The organism is Kitasatospora sp. NPDC048239 (genome assembly GCF_043202015.1).
Taxonomy (GTDB): domain Bacteria; phylum Actinomycetota; class Actinomycetes; order Streptomycetales; family Streptomycetaceae; genus Kitasatospora.
The window spans coordinates 161,517-182,979 of sequence record NZ_JBICZP010000006.1; the positions used below are offsets into that span (position 1 = coordinate 161,517).

At 73.1% G+C, this 21,463-nt stretch carries 21 protein-coding genes and 5 tRNA genes; 17 read left to right on the forward strand and 9 right to left on the reverse strand.

Annotated features, from left to right (window positions below; translation table 11 throughout):
* Positions 1-20: 20 nt before the first annotated feature.
* The 3 genes from ACGFZP_RS18300 to ACGFZP_RS18310 form a co-directional block, all read right to left on the reverse strand.
* Positions 21-92, reverse strand: a tRNA-Val gene (locus ACGFZP_RS18300).
* A 33-nt stretch (positions 93-125) separates the two neighbouring features.
* A tRNA-Cys gene (locus ACGFZP_RS18305) sits at positions 126-199 on the reverse strand.
* Positions 200-239: 40 nt separating this feature from the next.
* Positions 240-312: transfer RNA gene (locus ACGFZP_RS18310), tRNA-Gly, on the reverse strand.
* 333 nt (positions 313-645) lie between these two features.
* Between ACGFZP_RS18310 and ACGFZP_RS18315 the strand changes: the two genes are divergently transcribed.
* The 3 genes from ACGFZP_RS18315 (at position 646) to ACGFZP_RS18325 (ending at position 3,497) form a co-directional block, all read left to right on the forward strand.
* Positions 646-1,695, forward strand: a complete 1,050-nt coding sequence (locus ACGFZP_RS18315) for a chorismate-binding protein (RefSeq protein WP_392933805.1) — start codon at positions 646-648, stop codon at positions 1,693-1,695.
* 71 nt (positions 1,696-1,766) lie between these two features.
* Entirely contained in the window at positions 1,767-2,597 is an 831-nt protein-coding gene (locus ACGFZP_RS18320; RefSeq protein WP_392933807.1) for an aminotransferase class IV, read from the forward strand.
* Positions 2,598-2,654: 57 nt separating this feature from the next.
* Entirely contained in the window at positions 2,655-3,497 is an 843-nt protein-coding gene (locus ACGFZP_RS18325; RefSeq protein ID WP_392933809.1) for a GNAT family N-acetyltransferase, read from the forward strand.
* A gap of 7 nt (positions 3,498-3,504) precedes the next feature.
* On the opposite strand, the gene ACGFZP_RS18330 is transcribed toward ACGFZP_RS18325, so the two are convergent.
* The gene (locus ACGFZP_RS18330) at positions 3,505-4,005 is read right to left on the reverse strand and encodes a DsbA family protein (RefSeq protein WP_392933812.1); all 501 of its coding nucleotides are present in this window, start codon (positions 4,003-4,005) and stop codon (positions 3,505-3,507) included.
* A gap of 135 nt (positions 4,006-4,140) precedes the next feature.
* Between ACGFZP_RS18330 and ACGFZP_RS18335 the strand changes: the two genes are divergently transcribed.
* Complete coding sequence (locus tag ACGFZP_RS18335; protein WP_392933815.1) at positions 4,141-4,602, forward strand: hypothetical protein; 462 nt, start codon at positions 4,141-4,143, stop codon at positions 4,600-4,602.
* Positions 4,603-4,698: 96 nt separating this feature from the next.
* On the opposite strand, the gene ACGFZP_RS18340 is transcribed toward ACGFZP_RS18335, so the two are convergent.
* A complete protein-coding gene (locus ACGFZP_RS18340; RefSeq protein WP_392933816.1) occupies positions 4,699-5,268 on the reverse strand; it encodes a CGNR zinc finger domain-containing protein in 570 nt (189 codons plus the stop codon).
* Between the two features lie 369 nt (positions 5,269-5,637).
* Positions 5,638-6,051, reverse strand: a complete 414-nt coding sequence (locus tag ACGFZP_RS18345; protein WP_030056266.1) for an SsgA family sporulation/cell division regulator — start codon at positions 6,049-6,051, stop codon at positions 5,638-5,640.
* Between the two features lie 194 nt (positions 6,052-6,245).
* Here ACGFZP_RS18345 and ACGFZP_RS18350 point away from each other — a divergent pair, with 194 nt between their 5' ends.
* The 3 genes from ACGFZP_RS18350 (at position 6,246) to ACGFZP_RS18360 (ending at position 7,247) form a co-directional block, all read left to right on the forward strand.
* Complete coding sequence (locus tag ACGFZP_RS18350) at positions 6,246-6,770, forward strand: TIGR02611 family protein (RefSeq protein WP_392933819.1); 525 nt, start codon at positions 6,246-6,248, stop codon at positions 6,768-6,770.
* A 124-nt stretch (positions 6,771-6,894) separates the two neighbouring features.
* Positions 6,895-6,966: transfer RNA gene (locus tag ACGFZP_RS18355), tRNA-Val, on the forward strand.
* A 209-nt stretch (positions 6,967-7,175) separates the two neighbouring features.
* A tRNA-Val gene (locus ACGFZP_RS18360) sits at positions 7,176-7,247 on the forward strand.
* A 66-nt stretch (positions 7,248-7,313) separates the two neighbouring features.
* Here the strand turns inward: ACGFZP_RS18360 and ACGFZP_RS18365 are convergent.
* Positions 7,314-8,081 carry an exonuclease domain-containing protein gene (locus ACGFZP_RS18365; RefSeq protein ID WP_392933822.1) on the reverse strand — a complete coding sequence of 256 codons (768 nt, stop codon included), beginning with the start codon at positions 8,079-8,081 and terminating at the stop codon, positions 7,314-7,316.
* A gap of 147 nt (positions 8,082-8,228) precedes the next feature.
* On the opposite strand from ACGFZP_RS18365, the gene ACGFZP_RS18370 reads away from it, so the two are divergent.
* From ACGFZP_RS18370 to ACGFZP_RS18385, 4 genes are all read left to right on the forward strand, one after another.
* Entirely contained in the window at positions 8,229-8,783 is a 555-nt protein-coding gene (locus ACGFZP_RS18370; protein ID WP_392933825.1) for a DUF4365 domain-containing protein, read from the forward strand.
* A 31-nt stretch (positions 8,784-8,814) separates the two neighbouring features.
* On the forward strand, positions 8,815-9,969 hold the full coding sequence (locus tag ACGFZP_RS18375) for a hypothetical protein (RefSeq protein ID WP_392933828.1): 1,155 nt from the start codon (positions 8,815-8,817) through the stop codon (positions 9,967-9,969).
* A gap of 87 nt (positions 9,970-10,056) precedes the next feature.
* Complete coding sequence (thrS, locus tag ACGFZP_RS18380; protein ID WP_392933830.1) at positions 10,057-12,036, forward strand: threonine--tRNA ligase; 1,980 nt, start codon at positions 10,057-10,059, stop codon at positions 12,034-12,036.
* A 77-nt stretch (positions 12,037-12,113) separates the two neighbouring features.
* Positions 12,114-12,674 (forward strand): HIT family protein, encoded by a 561-nt coding sequence (locus ACGFZP_RS18385; protein ID WP_392933832.1) that lies wholly within the window; start codon positions 12,114-12,116, stop codon positions 12,672-12,674.
* A 62-nt stretch (positions 12,675-12,736) separates the two neighbouring features.
* Here ACGFZP_RS18385 and ACGFZP_RS18390 read toward each other — a convergent pair whose 3' ends face one another.
* Positions 12,737-14,386: a hypothetical protein gene (locus tag ACGFZP_RS18390; RefSeq protein WP_392933835.1), complete on the reverse strand. Its 1,650-nt coding sequence runs from the start codon at positions 14,384-14,386 to the stop codon at positions 12,737-12,739.
* 182 nt (positions 14,387-14,568) lie between these two features.
* Between ACGFZP_RS18390 and ACGFZP_RS18395 the strand changes: the two genes are divergently transcribed.
* Positions 14,569-14,994, forward strand: coding sequence for a thiol-disulfide oxidoreductase DCC family protein (locus ACGFZP_RS18395; RefSeq protein WP_392933837.1), 426 nt, complete (start codon positions 14,569-14,571; stop codon positions 14,992-14,994).
* Positions 14,995-15,011: 17 nt separating this feature from the next.
* Here ACGFZP_RS18395 and ACGFZP_RS18400 read toward each other — a convergent pair whose 3' ends face one another.
* Positions 15,012-17,090 carry an elongation factor G-like protein EF-G2 gene (locus tag ACGFZP_RS18400; RefSeq protein ID WP_392933839.1) on the reverse strand — a complete coding sequence of 693 codons (2,079 nt, stop codon included), beginning with the start codon at positions 17,088-17,090 and terminating at the stop codon, positions 15,012-15,014.
* A gap of 391 nt (positions 17,091-17,481) precedes the next feature.
* On the opposite strand from ACGFZP_RS18400, the gene pgsA reads away from it, so the two are divergent.
* The 5 genes from pgsA (at position 17,482) to ACGFZP_RS18425 (ending at position 21,371) form a co-directional block, all read left to right on the forward strand.
* Positions 17,482-18,129, forward strand: coding sequence for a phosphatidylinositol phosphate synthase (gene pgsA / locus ACGFZP_RS18405; protein WP_392933842.1), 648 nt, complete (start codon positions 17,482-17,484; stop codon positions 18,127-18,129).
* Between the two features lie 17 nt (positions 18,130-18,146).
* On the forward strand, positions 18,147-19,118 hold the full coding sequence (locus ACGFZP_RS18410) for a phosphatidylinositol mannoside acyltransferase (protein ID WP_392933845.1): 972 nt from the start codon (positions 18,147-18,149) through the stop codon (positions 19,116-19,118).
* 17 nt (positions 19,119-19,135) lie between these two features.
* The gene (locus ACGFZP_RS18415; protein WP_392933847.1) at positions 19,136-20,320 is read left to right on the forward strand and encodes a glycosyltransferase family 4 protein; all 1,185 of its coding nucleotides are present in this window, start codon (positions 19,136-19,138) and stop codon (positions 20,318-20,320) included.
* Positions 20,321-20,430: 110 nt separating this feature from the next.
* Complete coding sequence (locus ACGFZP_RS18420) at positions 20,431-20,796, forward strand: 5-carboxymethyl-2-hydroxymuconate Delta-isomerase (RefSeq protein WP_392933849.1); 366 nt, start codon at positions 20,431-20,433, stop codon at positions 20,794-20,796.
* Between the two features lie 74 nt (positions 20,797-20,870).
* Positions 20,871-21,371 carry a hypothetical protein gene (locus ACGFZP_RS18425; RefSeq protein WP_392934665.1) on the forward strand — a complete coding sequence of 167 codons (501 nt, stop codon included), beginning with the start codon at positions 20,871-20,873 and terminating at the stop codon, positions 21,369-21,371.
* The last annotated feature ends 92 nt before the right edge of the window (positions 21,372-21,463 follow it).

Genomic DNA, 21,463 nt, shown 5'->3' on the forward strand with positions numbered 1-21,463 from the left:
AGACCCCGAAGGGCCCGACGTGCGCGATACTGGGATTGAACCAGTGACCCCTACCGTGTCAAGGTAGTGCTCTCCCGCTGAGCTAATCGCGCGGGGAGGTCTCCCGGCCGGACCGGGGAACCTCTTGGAGGTGGAGACGGGATTTGAACCCGTGTAGACGGCTTTGCAGGCCGTTGCCTCGCCTCTCGGCCACTCCACCAGGCAACACTCGAAGAACGATCTTACACTGTTCTCCATCGAGCGGACGACGAGATTCGAACTCGCGACCCTCACCTTGGCAAGGTGATGCTCTACCAACTGAGCCACGTCCGCCTGTCTCCCGGGGGCTTCACCGGTTTTCCCGGCTGCGCTCCCTGGCGACGTGTTGAACTCTAGCGGATTCCCGGGCCAGCTAAAAATCCGTTCCCGCAGCGTGCCGCGGGGGTGTCCGCGCAGGCCTGTCCCGTCGGCACCGCAGGGCCACCCTCAGTGACACCCGCAGGCCACCCGGCGCACACCTGCACGACGCCCCGGCCGGCCCACCCGGCGCACGCCCCCGGCCCGCACCCCCGACCTACACTTCAGGCACCGCAGCCCAGCCACCAGCGCAGCCCCCGCGTCCACCCCCGCGCGGCGACCACGCACCGATATCCGCGCAGGAGAACCGTGTCCGGCCCCACCGCCTCCCACAGCCCGCTCGCCCGCTTCGGCGGCCGCCTCGCCACCGGGCTGCGCGACGTCACCTCGGACCCGGCCGCCCTCGACTCCACCGGCTACTGGGCCGTCGCCTACGACTTCGAGGGCCGGCTCACCTGCGCCCGCTTCGACGACGTCCGCCCCGACCCCGCGCCCCCGGCCGGCGCCGGCTGGCTCGGACCGGAGCCCGACAGCTGGCACAGCTCCCTCGACCACGACGCCTACACCGCAGGGGTCCGCCGCATCCGCGAGCACATCGCCGCCGGCGAGGTCTACCAGGCCAACCTCTGCCGGGTGCTCTCCGCACCACTGCCCGACCCGGCCCGCACCGACATCGACGCCCTCACCGGCCTGCTCGCCCACGGCAACCCGGCGCCCTACGCGGGAACGATCCGGCTGCCCCGGCACGGCGTGGAGATCGCCACCGCCTCGCCCGAGCTCTTCCTGCGCCGCGACGGCCGGACCGTCTCCTCCGGCCCGATCAAGGGCACCGGCCGCACCGAGGCCGACCTGCTAGACAAGGACCACGCCGAGAACGTGATGATCGTCGATCTGGTCCGCAACGACCTCGGCCGGGTCTGCGAGACGGGCACCGTCACCGTCCCCGACCTCTGCGCCGTCGAGAAGCACCCCGGCCTGGTCCACCTGGTCTCCACCGTCCAGGGCGCCCTGCGCGAGAACGTCGGCTGGCCCGACCTGTTCGACGCCACCTTCCCGCCCGGATCCGTCACCGGAGCGCCCAAGTCCAGTGCGCTACGGATCATCGACGCCCTGGAGACCGCCCCCCGCAGCCCCTACTGCGGCGCCGTCGGCTGGGTCGACGCCGACCGCGGCGAGGGCGAACTCGCCGTCGGCATCCGCACGTTCTGGATCGACCGGACCGAGCCCGGCGCACCCGTGCTGCGCTTCGGCACCGGCGCCGGAATCACCTGGGAGTCCGACCCCGAGCGCGAGTGGGCGGAGACGGAGCTGAAGGCCGCCCGCCTGGTCGCGATAGCGTCGGGCACCGAAACCGACTGAAGCGGGACGCGGCGCACGCCTTAGGGCCCGGGCTCCGCCGCCCCGCCCACTCCCACGAGGAGCAACCCTCGATGCAGATCCCCACCACGAGCTGGGTGAACGGCTCCCTCGTCGACTCCCACGCCGCCGCCGTCTCCGTCCTCGACCACGGACTCACCACCGGCGACGGCGTCTTCGAGACGATGAAGGCCGTCGACGGCCGCGCCTTCGCCGTCACCCGCCACCTCGACCGGCTCACCCGCTCCGCCCGCGGTCTCGGCCTGCCCGACCCCGACCACGAGCTGGTCCGCGAGGGCTGCGAACAGGTCCTGGCCGCCAACCCCATGCCGCTCGGCCGCCTGCGCATCACCTACACCGGCGGCCGCTCCCCGCTCGGCTCCGAGCGCGGCGACGACACCCCCACCCTGGTCGTCGCCATCGCCGCCGCCGCCCAGCGCCCCGACGCCACCGCCGTCGCCACCGTCCCGTGGCGGCGCAACGAGCACAGCGCCGTCGCCGGCCTCAAGACCACCTCCTACGCGGAGAACGTCGTCGCCCTCGCCGCCGCCCACCGCGCCGGCGCCTCCGAGGCCCTGCTCGCCAACACCGCCGGACTGCTCTGCGAGGGCACCGGCTCCAACGTCTTCCTCGTCCTCGGCGGCCGCCTGGTCACCCCCACCCTCGCCTCCGGCTGCCTCGCCGGCATCACCCGCCAACTCGTCATCGACTGGTGCGGCGCCGAGGAGGTCGACCTGCCGCTCTCCGCACTCCAGGACGCCGAGGAGATCCTCCTCACCTCCACCCTGCGCGACGTCCAGGCCGTCTCCCGGGTCGACGACCGCGACCTGCCCGGCCCGGGGCCGGTCACCGCCAAGGCCATGGCCGTCTTCACCGAGCGCAGCGGCGACGACCTCGACCCGTGACACGGCCGAGCGGCGACGGCGGATAGAACACCCGCACGGTGGGGAAGGGACCCCGACATGACCACCACGCTGCGCCCCGAGGGCCCGGAGACACCCACCGCCGCCGGCGGCCGCACCAGACGCTGGCAGATCTGCGCGAACGGCCGCCCGGTCGGCGCGCTGCGCACCACCACCGTTCCGCGCGGGCCCCAACTCTGGGGGGAGATCTCAGAGTTGGAGGTCCGCGAGGGGCGCGGTCGCGGGCGTGGAACGTTCGGCGCACTGGCCGCCGAGGAGGTCCTGCGCGGCTGGGGCTGCTCCCGGGTGGACGCGGACATCCCGGAGGCCGCGCAGCCCGCGCGCGGCCTCGCCGCCACGCTCGGCTACACCGAGCGGATGCGGAACATGGCCAAGCGGCTCACCACCGCGCCCGAGCTGCCGCCTGGCGTCTCGGCGCGCCGGATCGACGCCGAGGGGTTCCCCGGCTGGCTGGAGCAGGCCAAGCAGGGGTACATCCACGACCTGCTCTCCTCCGGCCTCAGCGAGCAGCAGGCCCGTGCGAAGTCGGACGCCGACCACGTGCACCTGCTGCCGCAGGGCGCCGACACCCCGGGCGTCGTCCTGCGCCGGCTCCACGGCGCCGGACCGGACCCGCTGGGCGCCCTCTGGCTGGCCCTGCGGGTCCGCGACCTGCCCGGCGGCGGCCCGCTCGCCTGGGTGATGGTGGTCGAGGTCGCCGAGGCCCACCGGGGTCGAGGCCACGGGCGCTCCCTGATGCTGCTCGCCGAGCGCGAGTGCCTGGCCGCCGGAGTGCACGACCTCGGACTGAACGTCTTCTCCGGCAACGAGGTCGCGATCCGGCTCTACGACTCGCTCGGCTTCCGGATCACCAACCGGGTCTACGGCAAGACGCTGATCTGACCGGTCGTCAGGACGCCTTCGCCGCCTCGATGATGGCGGTGATCCGGGCCCGCAGGCCGTCCTGGCTCTGCCCGCCGTCCAGCCGCTGCCCGGCGATCACGTACGTCGGCGTGCCCGTCACGCCGATCGCCTTGCCCTCGGCCTGGTCGGCGTCCACGATCAGCATGTGGCGGCCGTCGATCAGCGCGGTGTCCACCTCCTCGGCGTCCACCCCGACCTCGGCGGCCACCTCCAGCAGCACCTGCTCGCCGCGCGCGTCCAGGTCCTCGACACGGGCCAGCAGCGCCTCCACGTACGGCCAGCCCAGGCCCTGCTCGAACGCCTCCTCGACGGCCTGTGCGGCGGCGTAGGCGTGCTTGTGCTTCTCCAGCGGGAAGTGCCGCAGCTCGATGGGGAGCGCGTCGCCGTACGCGGCGCGCAGCGCCCGTACGTCGTCCAGTGCGGTGCGGCAGTCCGGGCACTGGAGCTCGCACCAGAACTCGAGGCGGGGGAGGGAACCTTCGATCATGCCCTCAGTGTTCCACTAGTGGGCACCGTGCCAGGCACGGTGTGCCCCGAGGCCCAGACCGACGGGAGGTCCGATGACCAGGACGACCATAAGGCCGCACGCCAGGGTCGGAGTGCGGCCGTGTTGACGGCGGCGGTGGCATTCGCGCTCACGGCGGGCGGGGTGGCGATGGCCGGGCTGCGCGCCTACCGGCGGCGCCTGCTCTCCGCGACCCGCTGGTTCGCGGTGGCGCTGCTGCCGGCCGGGCTCTATCTGTCGGGCCTGTTCCCGGTGGCGCGGACGATCGGCGGCGAGCTCGCCGACTGGGCGACGGACCTGGTGTTCGACCCCCGGGTCTGGACGGGCCTGGCACTGCTGGCGGTCTCGGCCGGTCTGCTGGTCACCACCCGCCGGGTGGGTCGGCGCCACGCGGTCGAGGGCGATGCGCCGGGCCCGGCCGCCGCGGCGGCCGCGGGCCCCGCCCGGCCGGCGGTCACCGCCACGCCGGAGCCGGGGAAGGCCGCCCCCAAGGCGCCGAAGAAGCCCGCCGGGAAGTCGGACGACGGACTCGGCGACTTCGCCGACATCGAGGAGATCCTGCGCCGCCGCGGCCTCTGACGCTGCCCGCCCGGCCGTGACCGCCACCGGTGTGACCGCCACCGAGCGGCCGTGACCGAGGAGCCGTGACCGACGAGCCGTGCCGGCCCGCGACGGTCAGGCGGAGGGCACGGCCTCCGCCGACCGCTGCCGGGCCCGGTACGCGGCCACGTGCAGCCGGTTGCCGCAGGTGCGGCTGTCGCAGTAGCGGCGGGAGCGGTTGCGCGAGAGGTCCACGAAGACGCGGGCGCAGTCCGGCGCCTCGCAGCGGCGCAGCCGCTCACGCTCGCCGGCCATCAGGATGAACGCCAGCGCCATGCCCAGTTCGGCCGCCAGGTGGTCGCCGAGCGCGGCGTGCGGTGCGAAGTAGTGGATGTGCCAGCCGTGGTGGTCGTGGTTGGTCAGCCGGGGCGTGGTGCCGGCGGCGGCGACCAGTGCGTTCACCAGCTCGGCGGCCTCCGCGGTGGACTCGGTGCCGAACACCTCGCGGAGCCGGGACCGCAGCTCGTGCACGCTGCGCAGGTCGTCCGCGGTGAGCGAGTCGATCTCGCTGATCTCCTGGCGGATCACGAACGCGTCCAGCGCGGCCACGTCGGGCAGCAGCTCGGTGCCGCACACCTCGGGGGCGGTGTTGAGCAGCTCGACGAGGATGCTCAGCGCGCACTCGGTGTCATGGGTGATCAGCACGTGGGGGCTCCTCGCGCGGAGGGGGCCGTCGGCACCCCGCGTCTACGGTCACTCCAGACCTTACCGGGCCGTGCGCCCGTAGGGCGGCCGCTTCTTTCGAAGGAACGTACGGAAGGCGTCAGGGCGTTCGCCCGGCCCCGGAAACCAGTGGCGCCCGGCAGCGAGGCCGGCCACCCGTACGGATGGCCGGCTCCAGTGCCGGGCGCCTGTGGTGCTTCGGCCCGCCCCGGTGGGGGGCGGGCCGTCACCGGCCCCGAGACCGCGTCGTGCGCGGCTGAGTCTGCTGCCGTGCCCCCGAGTAGGACGGCTGCGGTGACGGCAGGGGGTACGGCCCCGCCGCCGGCGGGGCGTGACCGCCTCCGGTCGAATTCAGCTTTCAGCGAGGATGTGGGACAGCTCCCGGTCGAGGTCGAAGTGGCGGTGTTCGGTGCCGGGGGGCACCGCGGCGTCCGTCCGCTTGAGGAACGACTCAAGCGCCCGGGCCGGGGCTTCCAGCAGGGCTTCTCCTTCCGGAGAGCTCAGGGCGATGCAGACCACCCCTTGCCCGTGGCTGCGCGACGGCCACACCCGGACGTCGCCGGTACCGGTGGGTCGGTGCAGCCCCTCCGCAAGGAGATCTCGGGCGAACACCCACTCCACGGTCTCGTCCGCGCCGGTGTGGAACGTGGCGTGCACGGCATAGGGGTCGGCGGTGTCGTAGCGCAGGCCCGCGGGGACGGGCAGTGAGGACTCGCTGGACACGATGAGGCGCAGGTGCAGCTCGCAGCTGACCGTGGTGTTCATAAGCGCCATGGCCTTTCGCTCAGTGTGCGCTCGGGGAATCGCACGTCGGCGAACGGACCATCCCACCCCCAAGACCGATGTAAACCCCTCTGTCCCGATTCGGGGGCGAGTCGTACCCCTTACGGCGCATTGCGGAATCGGCACGGAGTGCCTGTCGGGGCATTACCGCACCACTTCTCGGTTAGTTTCCTGGCATGACTGTGCGAAGCGACAAGGCGCGCGGGAACGCGGGCGAGATCACGAGAACGGGGGAGGCGACGGTGCCGGAGGAGACGGGGGCGCACAGGGGAGCGGAGAACGGCGCACAGGGCGGCGGGGGCGAGGGGTCGGACGTCGACGGCGGGCGGGCGCTCGGCTCGCGCGCGCCGCACTTCATCCGCCGCTCCCGGCCGCTGCACCTGAGCTGGCAGGTGGTGATCTTCCTGGCCGGCCTGGCGGTGGTGGTGCTCGGCGTGATCATGCTGCCGCTGCCCGGGCCGGGCTGGGTGGTGATCTTCCTGGGCATGGGCATCTGGGCCACCGAGTTCGTCTGGGCCCAGCTGGCCCTGCGCTGGACCCGCCGCAAGGTGGCCGAGGCCGCCCAGAAGGCGATGGACCCGAGGGTGCGCCGACGCAACCTCACCCTCACCGCGATCGGCCTCGCGGTGATCGCCGGGCTCGGCGGCTGGTACCTGTGGAAGTACGGGCTGGTCATGCCCTGGAAGATCAACGGCGGCTGAGCCCGCCCGGCGCCACCGGTGTGGGCCGTCCGGGTGATCCGCCCGGGGCCGTCCGGGTGGCCGGGGCCCGGCCGCGGGGTGTTCGGAGCACCCCGCGGGATGCGGTAATGTTTTCCCTGCACCCGGGCGATTAGCTCAGCGGGAGAGCACTTCGTTCACACCGAAGGGGTCACTGGTTCGATCCCAGTATCGCCCACCGGAATGCATTGTGATATGTGAGGCCCAGTCGATTATCGACTGGGCCTCACATGTATTTCCGGAATCCGTCGGCAGTTGTGCGGAATCGGGCTGAGGCGCAGTCATCTTCCGTGCGGAGTCGGACTTCTGCGGATGTGCCGGCCGGGTGCCGGGTGGTGCGAGTTGTACGGCACCCCCCGAATGGTGCTAGTCTTCTTCTCGTTGCCCGGGCGATTAGCTCAGCGGGAGAGCACTTCGTTCACACCGAAGGGGTCACTGGTTCGATCCCAGTATCGCCCACCGGACAGCACACAGGCCCTGATCGGGAAACCGGTCGGGGCCTGTTGCGTGTCCGCGCGCCCGCCGCTACGCCGCGACCTCGCAGCTGTGCTCCGGTGACAGCCGCCGGCCGCAGCCGCACCGGGCCGGGCGCAGCGGCCAGGAGAGGTCCACCCGCTCCGGCGTGCCCGTCCGGTCGAACCAGTTCTGCAGCCCCCGGGCCTGTGCCGCGTGCCAGACCGCCTGCCGCAGGTGCAGTTCGGCCGCCGAGAGCCCGCCCAGGGCCACCGGGTAGCGGGTCGCTATCGCCCGGACCAGGTCCAGTGCCGCCGTCGCGTCGGCGGCCGCGTCGTGCGCCCCGGCCAGTTCCACCCCGTAGTGCGCGCACAGGTCGGTGAGTGTGCGGCGGCCCTTGCGGTAGCGGTCCACGTGCTTGTCCAGCACCCGCGGGTCGAGCACCAGCAGCCCTCCGCCGCCCAGCGCGTCGGTCAGCGACAGGCCGCGGTGGCGGCGCAACTCGCGGTCCAGCAGCGTCAGATCGTAGGGAGCGTTCATCACCACCAGCGGGCGCCCGGCGCGGGACTGCTCGGCGAGGGCGCGGGCTATCTCCGCCACCACCGTACGGGCCGGGCGGCCGTGGGCCCGGACGTGTTCGTCGGAGATGCCGTGCACGGCCCGGGCGCCGTCCGGTATCGGCACGCCAGGGTCGGCGAGCCAGGCGGAGGTCTGCGGGGGAGCGCCCGGGGCGGGTTGGACGACCAGGGCGGCCGAGACGATCCGGTCGGTCTCGACGTCCACGCCGGTGGTCTCGGTGTCGAAGGAGGCGAGCGGGCCGGTGAACCAGTGCTGCTGCATGACTGCCCCTCAGGTGCTGCGTTCCGTGGGGGTGATACCGCTCCTGACGCCCGTTCAACCGTTTGGCCGAGCCCTGGCCGGGGATGCTCCGGTCGGGTGTCCTGTTCGAATCCGGACGGGCCCGGGGCCGGGGGAGGCAACGGGGCGATGGCGCTGACACAGCCGCAGCCCGAGGAGGCGGCGGCCGTCCTGCGGGGCGATCTGGCGGTGACGGCCTGCATGGAGACACTGCAGGTCGGGTACCTGCACGCGGTGGTGGCGGCGGCGGGCTGCTCGCTGTCCCAGCCGTTCCCGGACAACGGCATCGACTGGCACGTGAGCCACGGCTCCCGGGCGCACCAGGTGGACGACGAGGTGACCATCAAGATCCAGCTCAAGGCCACCCAGCAGATCGCCCCCGAGCCCGCCGGACCGCACTTCGGCTTCACCCTGGACAACGAGCACCTGCGCAAGCTGGCCCGGGTGCGGGTCGCGGTGCCGAAGATCCTGGTGGTGATGCTGCTGCCGCGCCGGGTCGACCGCTGGCTGGCGGCCCGGCCGGACGCGCTGGAGCTGCGGCACTGCTGTTACTGGGTCAACCTGGCCGGCCACCCGGTGACCGGGCAGCGGCGGACCAACGTCCGGGTGCCCACCGCGAAGGTCTTCGACGACCGCGCACTGTGCGACATCATGGCGCGGGTCGGTGCGGGCGGCAGCCCGTGACGGCCCCGCCCCGGCGGGGAGGAGCAGGACGATGACACTGCCACAGGGGCCGCCCGACGGCGCCCGGGCACTGCCCGACCCGGCGGCCGTCGACCCGGCGGTGCTCTGCACGCTGCTCGCCCGGCACGGCTGGGTGCGGCGCGGCGGCCCGTCCGCCCGGTACGGCCGCTGGACGCCGCCGGACGACACGGACCCGGGGACGAGCCTGCTGGTGCCCGCGGGGGACGGTTTCGACGACGCCGTGGAGCTGCTCGCCGACGCCGTCACCGCGCTGTCGCACTCGCGCAGCCCCTCCGCCCGCTCGATCCTGCTGGCGCTCGCCGTCCCCGGCGACGAACTGCACTGGCGGCGCGAGCTGCCGGGGCCGGCCGGTACCGCGCCTTGGGACGGCGCCGAGCGGCTGCACCAGGCGGCGCGCGGGATGCTCGCCGCGGGCGCCAAGGCCGGGCGGACCAGGGCCGCGTACTTCGGCGCCCGGCTGGACGCCTGGGCCAAGGACTTCCTGGAGCGGGTCCTGGTGGTGGAGGGCGGCGCGGGCCTCACCGCGTACACGCCCGCGCCCGAGGGCCGGGCGGCGGTGACCACGCTGGTCCGCGCACTGGAGGCGCTGCGCGACGCCGTCGACTACCGGCGGGTCAGCGGCGGGCCGGAGGCCTTCGAGAATGCGGTGCAGGCCGGGGTCAGCCGCGAGCTGGTGCAGTCCGTCGCGGACCTGGTGCGCGGGGCGACGGCGGCGCAGCTGTCCGTCGCGTGGTCGGCCGCCGCCGGGACGCCCGGCGGCTTCGGCGACCGGCGGATCGCCCTGGAGTTCTCGCCGGGGGACCTGCCCGCCCTGGAGGAGGCCGCCGCGCTGCTGGAGCGGATCGAGCCGGCCGTCGCGGTCACCCTGGTCGGCGTGGTCGTGCGCCTCAAGCGCGCCGACCCGGCCGGCCCGGGCACCGTCCGGATGCGGGTGCTCGGCGGGGCCGAGGTCGCCGAGGTGCGGCTCAGGCTGCCCGACCCCGCCTACCGGCTGGCCGCCGAGGCACACCTGGCGGGCACCCCGGTCCGGGTCAGCGGCCGGCTGGAGCGGCGCGGCGGCTTCCGCCGGCTCGCGCAGCCGCGCGGCCTGGAACCGTGCGGGCTGGAGGACGCCGAGCGGGAGCGGCTGCTCAAGGGGCTGGGGGAGGGGGGACAGGGGGCGTAGGTGCACGGCGGGGGTGGTGCTCTCGGTACCATCGTCACGCGCAGCGCAGTGTTGCGTCCTATGAATCCAGCACGTCAGGAGAGACCGGTGACGGACGTCCGGGTAATCATCAACCGCGAACCCGATCGGGAAGAGCGCGTGGTGACCACGGGCACTACGGCCGCCGAGCTCTTCGCGGACGACCGCTCGATCATCGCCGCCCGCGTCGGCGGCCAGCTCAAGGACCTCGCGTACGCCGTGCAGGACGGCGAGGAGGTCGAGCCGGTCGCGATCGGCAGCAAGGACGGCCTGGACATCCTGCGCCACTCCACCGCGCACGTCATGGCGCAGGCCGTGCAGCAGCTCTTCCCGGAGGCCAAGCTCGGCATCGGCCCGCCGGTCAAGGACGGCTTCTACTACGACTTCGACGTCGAGAAGCCGTTCCACCCCGATGACCTCAAGGCCATCGAGAAGCGCATGCAGGAGATCATCAAGAAGGGCCAGAAGTTCTCCCGCCGCGTGGTGACCGACGAGGCCGCCACCGAGGAGCTGGCCGCCGAGCCGTACAAGCTGGAGCTGATCGGCCTCAAGGGCTCCGCCGCGACCGCCGGCGAGGGCGCGAACGTGGAGGTCGGCGCCGGCGAGCTGACGATCTACGACAACCTGGACGCCAAGTCCGGCGAGCTGTGCTGGGGCGACCTCTGCCGCGGCCCGCACCTGCCCAGCACCCGGCACATCCCGGCGTTCAAGCTGATGCGCAACGCGGCCGCCTACTGGCGCGGCAGCGAGAAGAACCCGATGCTCCAGCGCATCTACGGCACCGCGTGGCCGACCAAGGACGAGCTGAAGGCGCACCTGGACTTCCTGGTCGAGGCCGAGAAGCGCGACCACCGCAAGCTCGGCAACGAGCTCGACCTCTTCTCCATCCCCGAGGAGATCGGCTCCGGCCTCGCCGTCTTCCACCCCCGGGGCGGCATCATCCGCCGCGCGATGGAGGACTACTCGCGCCGGCGGCACGAGGAGGAGGGCTACGAGTTCGTCTACACCCCGCACGCCACCAAGGGGAAGCTCTTCGAGAAGAGCGGCCACCTGGACTGGTACGCCGACGGTATGTACCCGCCCATGCAGCTCGACGAGGGCGTGGACTACTACCTGAAGCCGATGAACTGCCCGATGCACAACCTGATCTTCGACGCGCGCGGCCGCTCGTACCGTGAACTGCCGCTGCGCCTCTTCGAGTTCGGCACGGTGTACCGGTACGAGAAGTCCGGTGTGGTGCACGGTCTGACCCGGGCCCGCGGCTTCACCCAGGACGACGCGCACATCTACTGCACCCGTGAGCAGATGGCGGAGGAGCTCGACTCGACGCTGACCTTCGTGCTCAACCTGCTGCGGGACTACGGTCTGACCGACTTCTACCTGGAGCTGTCCACCAAGGACGAGGAGAAGTTCGTCGGCTCGGACGACACCTGGGAGGAGGCCACCGCGGTCCTCGCCGCCGTGGCCGAGAAGCAGGGCCTCCCGCTGGTGCCGGACCCGGGCGGCGCGGCCTTCTACGGCCCGAAGATCTCCGTCCAGGCGAAGGACGCCATCGGCCGCACCTGGCAGATGAGCACCATCCAGCTCGACTTCAACCTGCCCGAGCGGTTCGACCTGGAGTACACCGCCGCGGACGGTTCGCGGCAGCGGCCGGTCATGATCCACCGGGCGCTGTTCGGCTCGATCGAGCGCTTCTTCGCGGTGCTGCTGGAGCACTACGCCGGCGCCATGCCGCCGTGGCTCGCCCCGGTCACCGTGACCGGCATCCCGATCACCGACGAGCACGTGCCGTACCTGCTGGAGGTCGCGGCCGAGCTGAAGAAGCGCGGGATCCGGGTCGAGGTGGACACCTCGGACGACCGGATGCAGAAGAAGATCCGCAACGCCCAGAAGACCAAGGTCCCGTTCATGCTGATCGCCGGCAACGACGACGTCGAGGCGGGCGCGGTCTCCTTCCGCTACCGCAACGGCGAGCAGAAGAACGGCGTCCCGGTGGCCGACGCGGTCGCCGAGATCGTGGACGCGGTGGAGCGTCGCATCCAGGTGTGATGCCGTAGACGGCGGTTCGCGGGGCAGGCTTCCGAGGAGTCTGCCCCGCACTGCTTTGCAAGCCACCCCGTGCGAATATGCTGATCAGCATGACGACTGAGCCGGAACTGCAGCGGGGCGTCGGCGAGCCGGACGGCTTCCGCCGCCTGTGGACCCCCCATCGGATGGCGTACATCCAGGGCGAGAACAAGCCCACCGGCCCGGCTCCGGACGACGGTTGCCCGTTCTGCTCGATCCCGTCGCTGAGCGACGAGGACGGGCTGGTGATCGCGCGCGGCAGTGCCGTGTTCGCGGTGCTCAACCTGTACCCGTACAACGGCGGCCACCTGATGGTGGTCCCGTACCGGCACGTCGCCGACTACACCGACCTGGACGCGGGGGAGACCGCCGAGCTGGCGGTGTTCACCAAGAAGGCGATGACGGCGCTGCGCTCGGCCTCGGGGGCGCACGGGTTCAACATCGGGATGAACCAGGGCGCCGCGGCGGGTGCCGGGATCGCGGCGCACCTGCACCAGCACGTGGTGCCGCGCTGGGGCGGGGACACCAACTTCATGCCGGTGGTCGGCCACACCAAGGTGCTGCCGCAGCTGCTGGCGGACACCCGCAAGATGCTGGCCGAGGTCTGGCCGCAGGACTGAGCCCGGACATGTGAAGAGGGGCCCGACCGGAGATCCGGTCGGGCCCCTCTTCACATGTCCGCTCAGCCCGCGTCGAACCGGTCGACGTTGTAGGGCCGGCTGCCCTGCGCCTCGGACTTGATGATCGAGGCCCGGTTCTTGAAGAACCGCTCGGTGTCCAGGTCGTGCTCGTCCAGGAACTCCAGGGTGGCCGCGTGCACGGCGCTGAGCACCGGGACGGAGGCGTTGAGCGCGTTGTCCGTCATGAACCGGCTGCCCCAGGGCGGCGAGGCCCAGGCGTGCCGCAGGCCGAAGGGCTCGGGCAGGCCGAGGCCGCCGCCGAGCCAGGCCAGCAGACCGGGGGCGCGCATGAAGGGCGCGCGGACGGCCTGGCGCACCACCTCGTCGTTGTCGATCAGGGGGAGCTGGATGGTGCGCTCCTCCCAGAACTTGCCGGTCTTCGGCTCGGTCCGCTCCTTCGGCTTGGGCTTGTCGAAGAAGAGGCCGTTGACCGGGCCGAGGGCGTAGCCGGCTACGGCGACCGTCAGGGTGTTGGCGAGCAGGGTGACGGTGACGGTGAAGGTGATGATCAGCTTGCCGTCGAAGGTGATGAACTGGGTGGCGAGGTAGTGCCGGGGGCCGCCGCCCGCGAAGGTCTGCTTGTCGGCGACGGACTGGATGGCGAAATCGCGCATCCGGTCGCCGTCCATGTCGGCGCCGCCGGGCCGGCCGATCTCGTCCGCGCCCTCGCCGACCTCCAGGACCACCCACTGCTTGACGGAGACGTTGGTCATGCCGCTGTTGGCGACCTCGCTGATGCCCAGGCCCTTGAGGTGGCCGGCGATCTTGCGGACGAGGTCCCAGGGGTGGAAGGCGCGGAAGTCGGCGTGGCCCTCGGCGGGGCGCAGCACGTCGACCATCCGCCACTCGCCCCAGCGCTTTCCGACGCCGAGGATGCCCTTGGGCCCGGCGTAGTGCTGGATGTTGGTCTCCTGCTCGGCTTCGAGCCGGCCGAGCTTGGCGCGCAGGTCGGTGGCCTTCTTGTCGAGGTCGTCGCGGGGGACGGCCTGCGGCACGGTGGCGGCCACGGCGGTGCCCTCGACGAGGGCCTGCCAGCGGGCGCGGAGGTCCTCGGTGGAGCGCAGGACGATCCGCTTGGCGAGGTACCAGCCGATGACGGGGGCGAGCATGACGATGCGCAGGTAGAGGCCGAGCGGGCCGCCGAGGGGCGGTCGGACGGCGAGCAGGACGGCGACGGCGGCCGCGGCGACGAGCGCGAGGGTGCCGTAGAGGCCGGCCTGTTTGGCGTTGTCCTTCCGGAGCCAGGCGCGCAGCTGGAAGGCGGCGAGCCAGATCAGGGTGCCGGGGAGGAAGAGCACGCCGGTGACGACGGTGATGGTGGTGAGGCTGCGGTCGCGGGAGTCGCGCAGCTCCTGGGCGGCGAGGCAGTGCTCGACGATCTGGCGGGTGTCGGTGCCGAAGGAGGGCACGATGGGCTTGCGCCCGGCGCCGAGGGTGCGGGCGATGACGGCCCGGCTGAAGGCCTCGCCCAGGTTCGGCTGGAAGAGCGCGAACCGCCCCTTCTTCTCGGTGGCGGCGGTGACCTGCTTCACGAAGTCCGAGATCGGGCTGTCACGGTAGGCGGCCGAGGAGAGCGCCTGGGTGACGGCGGTCTGCGGGCCGGCGTCGGTCCGGGGTATCTGCGCACCCGGGGTCATGTCGAGTGTCGTCACGGTGGCGTCCCCTCCTCCCCTTGTCAGCGGCAGGCTACCGTGCCGTGGTGGTGCCGCGCGGATGATCGTCTGAAGAGGCGTCACGATCCGGCCGCGGTGGGCCTGTGGGCCATGATGCCCAGGTTTCGCCGGTTCGGAACCCGGTGGCCGGACGGCGGTGGGCGGTGGTGCACGATGGGCGCATGGAGGCAACTGCGGTGAAGGATCCGGTACTGGTCTTCGACGGGGACTGCTCGTTCTGCACGACGTGCGAGACGTGGGCGGAGCGGTATCTGCGGCAGACGCTGGCATCCGGCGGCTGGGAGGGGGTGCCGTTCCAGTTCGCGGACCTGGCGGCGCTGGACGCGAGGGCCGGGGGGCGCGGAGAGGTGTCCTGGGAGCGCGCGGAGCGCGAGGTGCTCTGGATCACTCCGGCCGGCCGGGTGTACGGCGGGGCGCAGGCGGTGGCCCGGCTGCTGATGCGCTCGGGCGGGGTGTGGGCGTACCTGGGCGGGGCGCTGGCGCTGGCGCCGGTGCGGCCGCTGGCGGGTGCGGTGTACCGCTGGGTGTCGAAGAACCGGCACCGGATGCCGGGCGGCACGCCGGCCTGCGCGCTGCCCAGGCGGTAGGCGCCCCTCCCGCCGCCCTACCCGTCGTTGTCCGCCAGGCGGGCGGCCAGCGCGGCGGGCATGGGTTCGTGGCGCAGGTAGGCGCGCGAGAACTCGGCGGTGCCGTGGGTGAGTGAGCGCAGGTCGACCGGGTAGCGGGCGAGTTCGAGCTCCGGGACCTCGGCGCGCAGCAGGGTCAGGCCCGGGCCGCCGGTCTCGGTGCCGAGGACGCGGCCGCGGCGGGCCGAGAGGTCGCCGAGTACGGCGCCGAGGTAGTCGTCGGGGAGCAGGACGCTGACGGCGGCGACCGGTTCCAGCAGCCGGATGACGGCGTGCTCGGCGGCGTCGCGCAGGGCGAGGGCGGCGGCGGCCTGGAAGGCGGAGTCGGAGGAGTCGACCGAGTGCGCCTTGCCGTCGGTGAGCGTGACCCGGACGTCGACGAGCGGGTGGCCGGTGGAGACGCCCTTGGCGAGCTGGGCGCGGACGCCCTTCTCGACGGAGGGGATGAAGTGCTTGGGGACGGCGCCGCCCACCACGTGCTCCTGGAACTCGAAGCCGGAGCCGGCGGGCAGCGGCTCGACCTCCAGCTCGCAGATGGCGTACTGGCCGTGGCCGCCGGACTGCTTGACCAGCCGGCCGTGGCCGGCGGCGGCGGTGCCGAAGGTCTCGCGCAGGGCGACCCTGGGTTCGACGGTGTCGACGTGGACGCCGTGCCGGCCGCGGAGCCGGTCGAGGACGACCTCGGCGTGGGCCTCGCCGGTGCACCAGAGGACCAGCTGGTGGGTGTCCGGGTTCTGTTCGAGGCGCAGCGCCGGATCCTCGGCGGTGAGGCGGTTGAGGGCCTGGGAGAGCTTGTCGTCGTCGGCCTTGCTGTGGGCCTCGACGGCGATCGGGAGCAGCGGTTCGGGCAGGGTCCAGCCGTCGAGCTTCACGGGGTGGCCCGGTTCGTGGACGGTGTCGCCGGACCGGGCGCTGGTGAGTTTGGCGGCGCTGACCAGGTCCCCGGCGAGGGCGTGCGGGACGGGCCGCTGCAGCTTGCCGAAGGGGCTGGTGAGGCCGGTGACGCGTTCGTCGCCCTCCTGGTGGTCGCCGGAGTGCTCGGGACCGGTGAGGTGGATGTGGGTGTCGGGGTGCAGGGTGCCGGCGTAGATGCGCAGCAGGCTGACCCGGCCGACGTAGGCGTCGCTGGTGACGCGGACGACCTGGGCGGCGAGCGGGGCGTCGGGGTCGCAGTCGGGGCCCGGGCGGGTGCGTTCGGTGGGGTCGGGGAACGCGGTGGTGATGAGGTCGAGGAGTTCGGCGGCGCCGATGCCGCTGTCGGTGGTGGGCAGGGCGGGGTGGAGGGCGCAGGCGAGGACCTCGCGGCGCAGCCCGGCCTCCAGGGCGTCGGTGTCGAGGGTCTCGCCGGCGAGGTAGCGCTCCATCAGGGTGTCGTCCTGGCCGGAGATGGCCTCGACGAGGCTTTCCCGGGCCGGGCCGGCCCCGGGGGCCTGGCCGGCGTCGACCTCCTGGCCGGCCTCGCCGTAGCCGCGGCCGGTGAGGAGGTCGACGGTGCCGGTGGGGCGGTCGCCCTGGTGGACGGGCAGGAAGAGCGGGCGCAGGGTGTCGGGCCCCAGGCCGAAGGCGTCGTGGCAGGCGGTGAGGATGTCCTCGAAGCTGCTGCGGGCGACGTCGAGTTTGGCGACGGCGATGGCCCGGGGGATGGACTCGGCCGCGCACTGGCGCCACAGGGCGCGGGTGGGGGCGGTGATCGGCTCGGTCGCGGAGACGACGAAGACGGCGCCGTCGGCGGTGTGCAGGGCGGCGCGCAGGTCGGCGGCGAAGTCGGGGTGGCCGGGCGGGTCGAGCAGGTTGACCTTGATGCCGTTCCATTCGAGGGGGAGCAGCGAGAGCTGGACGGAGCGCTGCTGCTGGTGCTCGATGTCCTCGTGGTCGGAGACGGTGTTGCCGTCGGCGATGCGCCCGGGGCGGTTGACGGCGCCGGCGGCGAGGGCGAGTGACTCGGCGAGGGTGGTCTTGCCCACGCCGCTGCAGCCGATCAGGACGACGTTGCGCAGGTGCCGGGGGTCGGCGACGGTGGGCGCCTGGCCGGCTCGTGCGGTGCTGCGGTCGGGCATCGGGGGGTCTCCTCCCGTCGCGCCTGGCCGGTCGCCGGGGGTGTCCTGGCGGCGGCCGGACTGTCGTGAAAAGTCTAGGGTCCGTCTCCAAGCCCCCGCCTGCGGGACGACGCCGGGGCGCGCACCTCGCCGCACGCTGCGCGCGACGCGGCTGGTGGACGGGGGTGGCGGGGGCGCGGGCGGGACGGCCCGGGTGGTCACCGTTCGTGTGTGGCCGCGTGCCGGGGGTGGCGGGCGGGCACCCGTGGGGCCGGGTGGGCGGTGCGGTGCGGCGGAGGGTGTCGTTCGGCGTGGATACGATGGGTGCGCCGGATGGGCTGATCCGTCCGGCCGCCTGCCGCGTCTTGGGCCGCAGGCGGGTACCAGGGAGATCGGAGCGGTCGGGAAGGCCATGCTCAACAAATACGCGCGTGCCTTCTTCACACGTGTCCTGACCCCGTTCGCCGCGTTCCTGATCCGGCTGGGCGTGAGCCCGGACGCCGTGACGCTGATCGGTACGGCCGGTTCGGTGGCCGGTGCGCTGGTGTTCTTCCCCCGCGGGGAGTTCTTCTGGGGCACCATCACGATCACGCTGTTCATCTTCTCGGACCTGGTGGACGGGAACATGGCCCGGCAGCTGGGCCGGACCAGCCGCTGGGGCGCGTTCCTGGACTCCACGCTGGACCGGGTGGCCGACGCGGCGATCTTCGGCGGTCTGGCGATGTGGTACGCGGGCAAGGGTGACAACAACCTGCTGTGCGCCGTGGCGATCTTCTGCCTGGCGAGCGGCCTGGTGGTGTCGTACACCAAGGCCAGGGCGGAGAGCCAGGGCCTGCCGTGCGACGTGTCGGGGCTGGTGGAGCGGGCCGAGCGGCTGGTGATCAGCCTGGTCGCGGCCGGGGTCGCGGGCCTGGCGACGTTCGGGGTGCCGTACGTGGAGTGGCTGCTGCCGGTGGCGCTGTGGCTGGTGGCGGCGGGCAGTCTGGTGACGGTCTTCCAGCGGATGCTGACAGTGCGCCGTGAGGCGTTCGAGGCCGACCGGATGGCGGCCGGGAGCTGAAGGGGGGCGGGCCTTCGGTGAAGGACCGACTGGTGTATTCGGCGTACGCGCTGGGCTGGGCGGTGCTGAAGCATCTGCCGGAGCCGGTGGCGCGCGCCCTGTTCGAGCGGCTCGCGGACACCGCGTGGCGTCGCCGCGGGCCGCGGGTGCTGCAGTTGGAGAAGAACCTGCGCCGGGTGCGCCCCGAGCTGGACGAGGCCGGGCTGCGCGAGCTGTCGCGGGCCGGGATGCGCTCGTACATGCGGTACTGGATGGAGTCCTTCCGGCTGCCGGTGTGGAGCCGCGAGCGGATCGCCCGGGACGTCCAGGTCGAGGGCTCCGAGCAGATGCGCGCGACACTGGACTCCGGCCGCGGTGTGGTGGTGGCGCTGCCGCACATGGCCAACTGGGACCTCGCGGGCGCGTGGGTCGCGCTGGAGGGGTACCCGTTCACCACGGTCGCCGAGCGGCTGAAGCCGGAGCGCCTGTTCGACCGGTTCGTGGAGTTCCGGGAGAGCCTGGGCATGGAGGTGCTGGCGCTGACCGGCAGCGGCGTGTCGGTGGTCGGCACGATGGCCCGCCGGCTGCGGGCGGGCCGGCTGGTCTGCCTGGTCGGCGACCGGGACCTCTCGGAGGCCGGCGTCGAGGTGTCGTTCTTCGGTGAGGCGACCAGGATGCCGGCCGGTCCGGCGGCCCTGGCCCAGCGGACGGGCGCGGCGCTGATGCCGGCCACCCTCTGGTACGACGGGCGGGTGCTGCGGGCGCGGATAAACCCGGAGATCCCGGTGCCCGCCGAGGGGGACCGCAAGGAGCAGACCCAGGTCATGGTGCAGGCGATGGCGGACATCTGGGAGCAGGGGATCCGCGAGCACCCCGAGGACTGGCACATGCTGCAGCGCTTCTGGCTGGCCGACCTGCCGGTCCGTGGGACGGCGCAGGCGCCCGCCGCGGAGCCGTCCGGCGCCGCAGAGCGGGCCGTCGAGCCCGCCGCCGAGGCCTCCGGGCCCTGAAGGAGCATGAGGAAGCAGTGAAGATCGGCATCGTCTGCCCGTACGACTGGGACGTCCCCGGCGGCGTGCAGTTCCACATCCGGGACCTCGCCGAGCACCTGATCGGCCTCGGCCACGAGGTGTCGGTGCTGGCGCCCGCCGAGGACGACGAGGCGCTGCCGCCGTACGTCGTCTCGGCCGGGCGGGCGGTCGCGGTGCCGTACAACGGCTCGGTGGCGCGGCTGAGCTTCGGCATCCTGTCCGCGGCCCGGGTGCGGCGCTGGCTGAACGAGGGCCGCTTCGACATCCTGCACGTCCACGAGCCGGCCTCGCCGAGCCTGTCGATGCTGGCGGCGTGGTCGGCGTCCGGGCCGATGGTCGGCACCTTCCACACCTCCAACCCGCGCTCGCGGGCGATGATCGCGGCCTCGCCGATCCTCCAGCCGGGGCTGGAGAAGATGCGGGCCCGGATCGCGGTGAGCGAGTACGCGCGGCGCACCCTGGTCGAGCACCTGGGCGGGGACGCGGTGGTGATCCCGAACGGCGTGGACGTCGGCTTCTTCGCGGAGGCCGAGCCGGACTCCCGCTGGACGGGCGGCGCGGCCGCGGGCGAGCCCGGCACGATCGGGTTCATCGGCCGGATCAACGAGCCGCGCAAGGGCCTGCCGACGCTGCTGGCCGCCCTGCCGAGGATCCTCGCCGAGCGCCCCGGGGTCCGGCTGCTGGTGGCCGGCAAGGGCGACGAGGAGGAGGCCGTCGCGGGCCTGGCGCCCGAGGTCCGCCGGCAGGTGGAGTTCCTCGGCATGGTCAGCGACCGGGAGAAGGCCCGGCTGCTGCGCAGCGTCGACCTGTACGTGGCGCCGAACACCGGCGGCGAGAGCTTCGGGATCATCCTGGTCGAGGCGATGTCGGCGGGCGCGCCGGTGCTGGCCAGCGACCTGGACGCGTTCAAGCAGGTGCTGGACGGCGGGGCCGCCGGCGAGCTGTTCCCGGTGGAGGACGCGGACGCGCTGGCCCGTACGGCGCTGCGCCTGCTGGGGGACCCGGGCCGGCTGGAGGAGCTGCGCAAGGCGGCGTCCCGGCACGTCCGGCGGTTCGACTGGTCGACGGTCGGCGCGGACATCCTGGCGGTGTACGAGACGGTCGCGTCGGGTGCGGCGGCCGTGGTCGGGGAGGACGAGCGCACCGGGCGGCGCGGCCGGTTCGGGCTGGCCCGCGACTGAGGCGCGCCCGGCGGCGCCGGTTGCTCCCCCAACGGGGGGAAGCAACCGCGGGCGCCGGTGGTTAGGGTCTGCCGGACCGTACAGATCACCGTGACCCGTGGAGGTATCCCATGCCGCAGATCTCCGTCGACTACTCGCCGGGCCTGGAGGGCTCCTTCGACCGCCGGGCGCTGGGCCTGGCGATCAACCGGCTCGCCGTGAAGACCATCGACGCGCGGCCCGAGGCGTGCAAGACGCTGTTCCGCCGGACCGAGGACTTCGTCGTGGGCGAGAGCACCGGCGCCGACGAGCAGGTGTACGTGGAGTTCCAGATCTTCCCGGGCCGCGCCCCGGAGGCGAAGGCGGCGCTCGGCGACGCCGTCCAGGCGCTGCTGGCCGAGCACATCCGGCCGGCGCCGGGCGGGCGGCTGTTCACCGCGGTGAACATCTCCGACATCGACCGCGACAGCTACCGCAGCGCCACCATCGAGGGCTGACCTCGCGGCACCCGGTAGCGTAGCGCCCCGTGACTACCTGGATCTGGGCCGGCGTGGCCGTGGTGCTGTTCGGCATGTACCTGAGTTGGACGGCCGGTCGGCTGGACCGGCTGCACGCCCGGATCGACGCCGCACGGGCGGCGCTGGACGCGCAGCTGGTCCGCCGGGCCTCGGTGGCGATGGAGCTGGCGACCTCCTCGCTGCTGGACCCGGCGGCCTCGCTGCTGCTGCTGGACGCGGCGCACGCGGCCCGGCAGGCGGAGGACGAGCACCGCGAGGTGGCGGAGAGCCAGCTGAGCCTGGCCCTGCGGGCGGTGCTCGCCGAGCCGGAGCAGGTCGCGGTGCTGGTCGCCGAGCCGGGTGGCGAGGAGGCCGTGAAGGACCTGACCGCGGCGGTCCGCCGGGTGCCGCTGGCCCGGCGGTTCCACAACGACGCCGTGCGGGCGGCCCGGGCGGTGCGCGAGCACCGGCTGGTGCGCTACTTCCGGCTGGCGGGCAAGGCGCCGTTCCCGATGGCCTTCGAGATGGACGACACGCCTCCGCCGGCCCTGACGCCTGAGGGGGCCCCGGCGTAAGGTCCGGACATTGCCGGACATGCCCTGGCGGCGGGGGGTGGAGCGGTGCGTCCGGATCCGGCCTGTTTGTCGTATCCCGTCGGCCGCGCTGG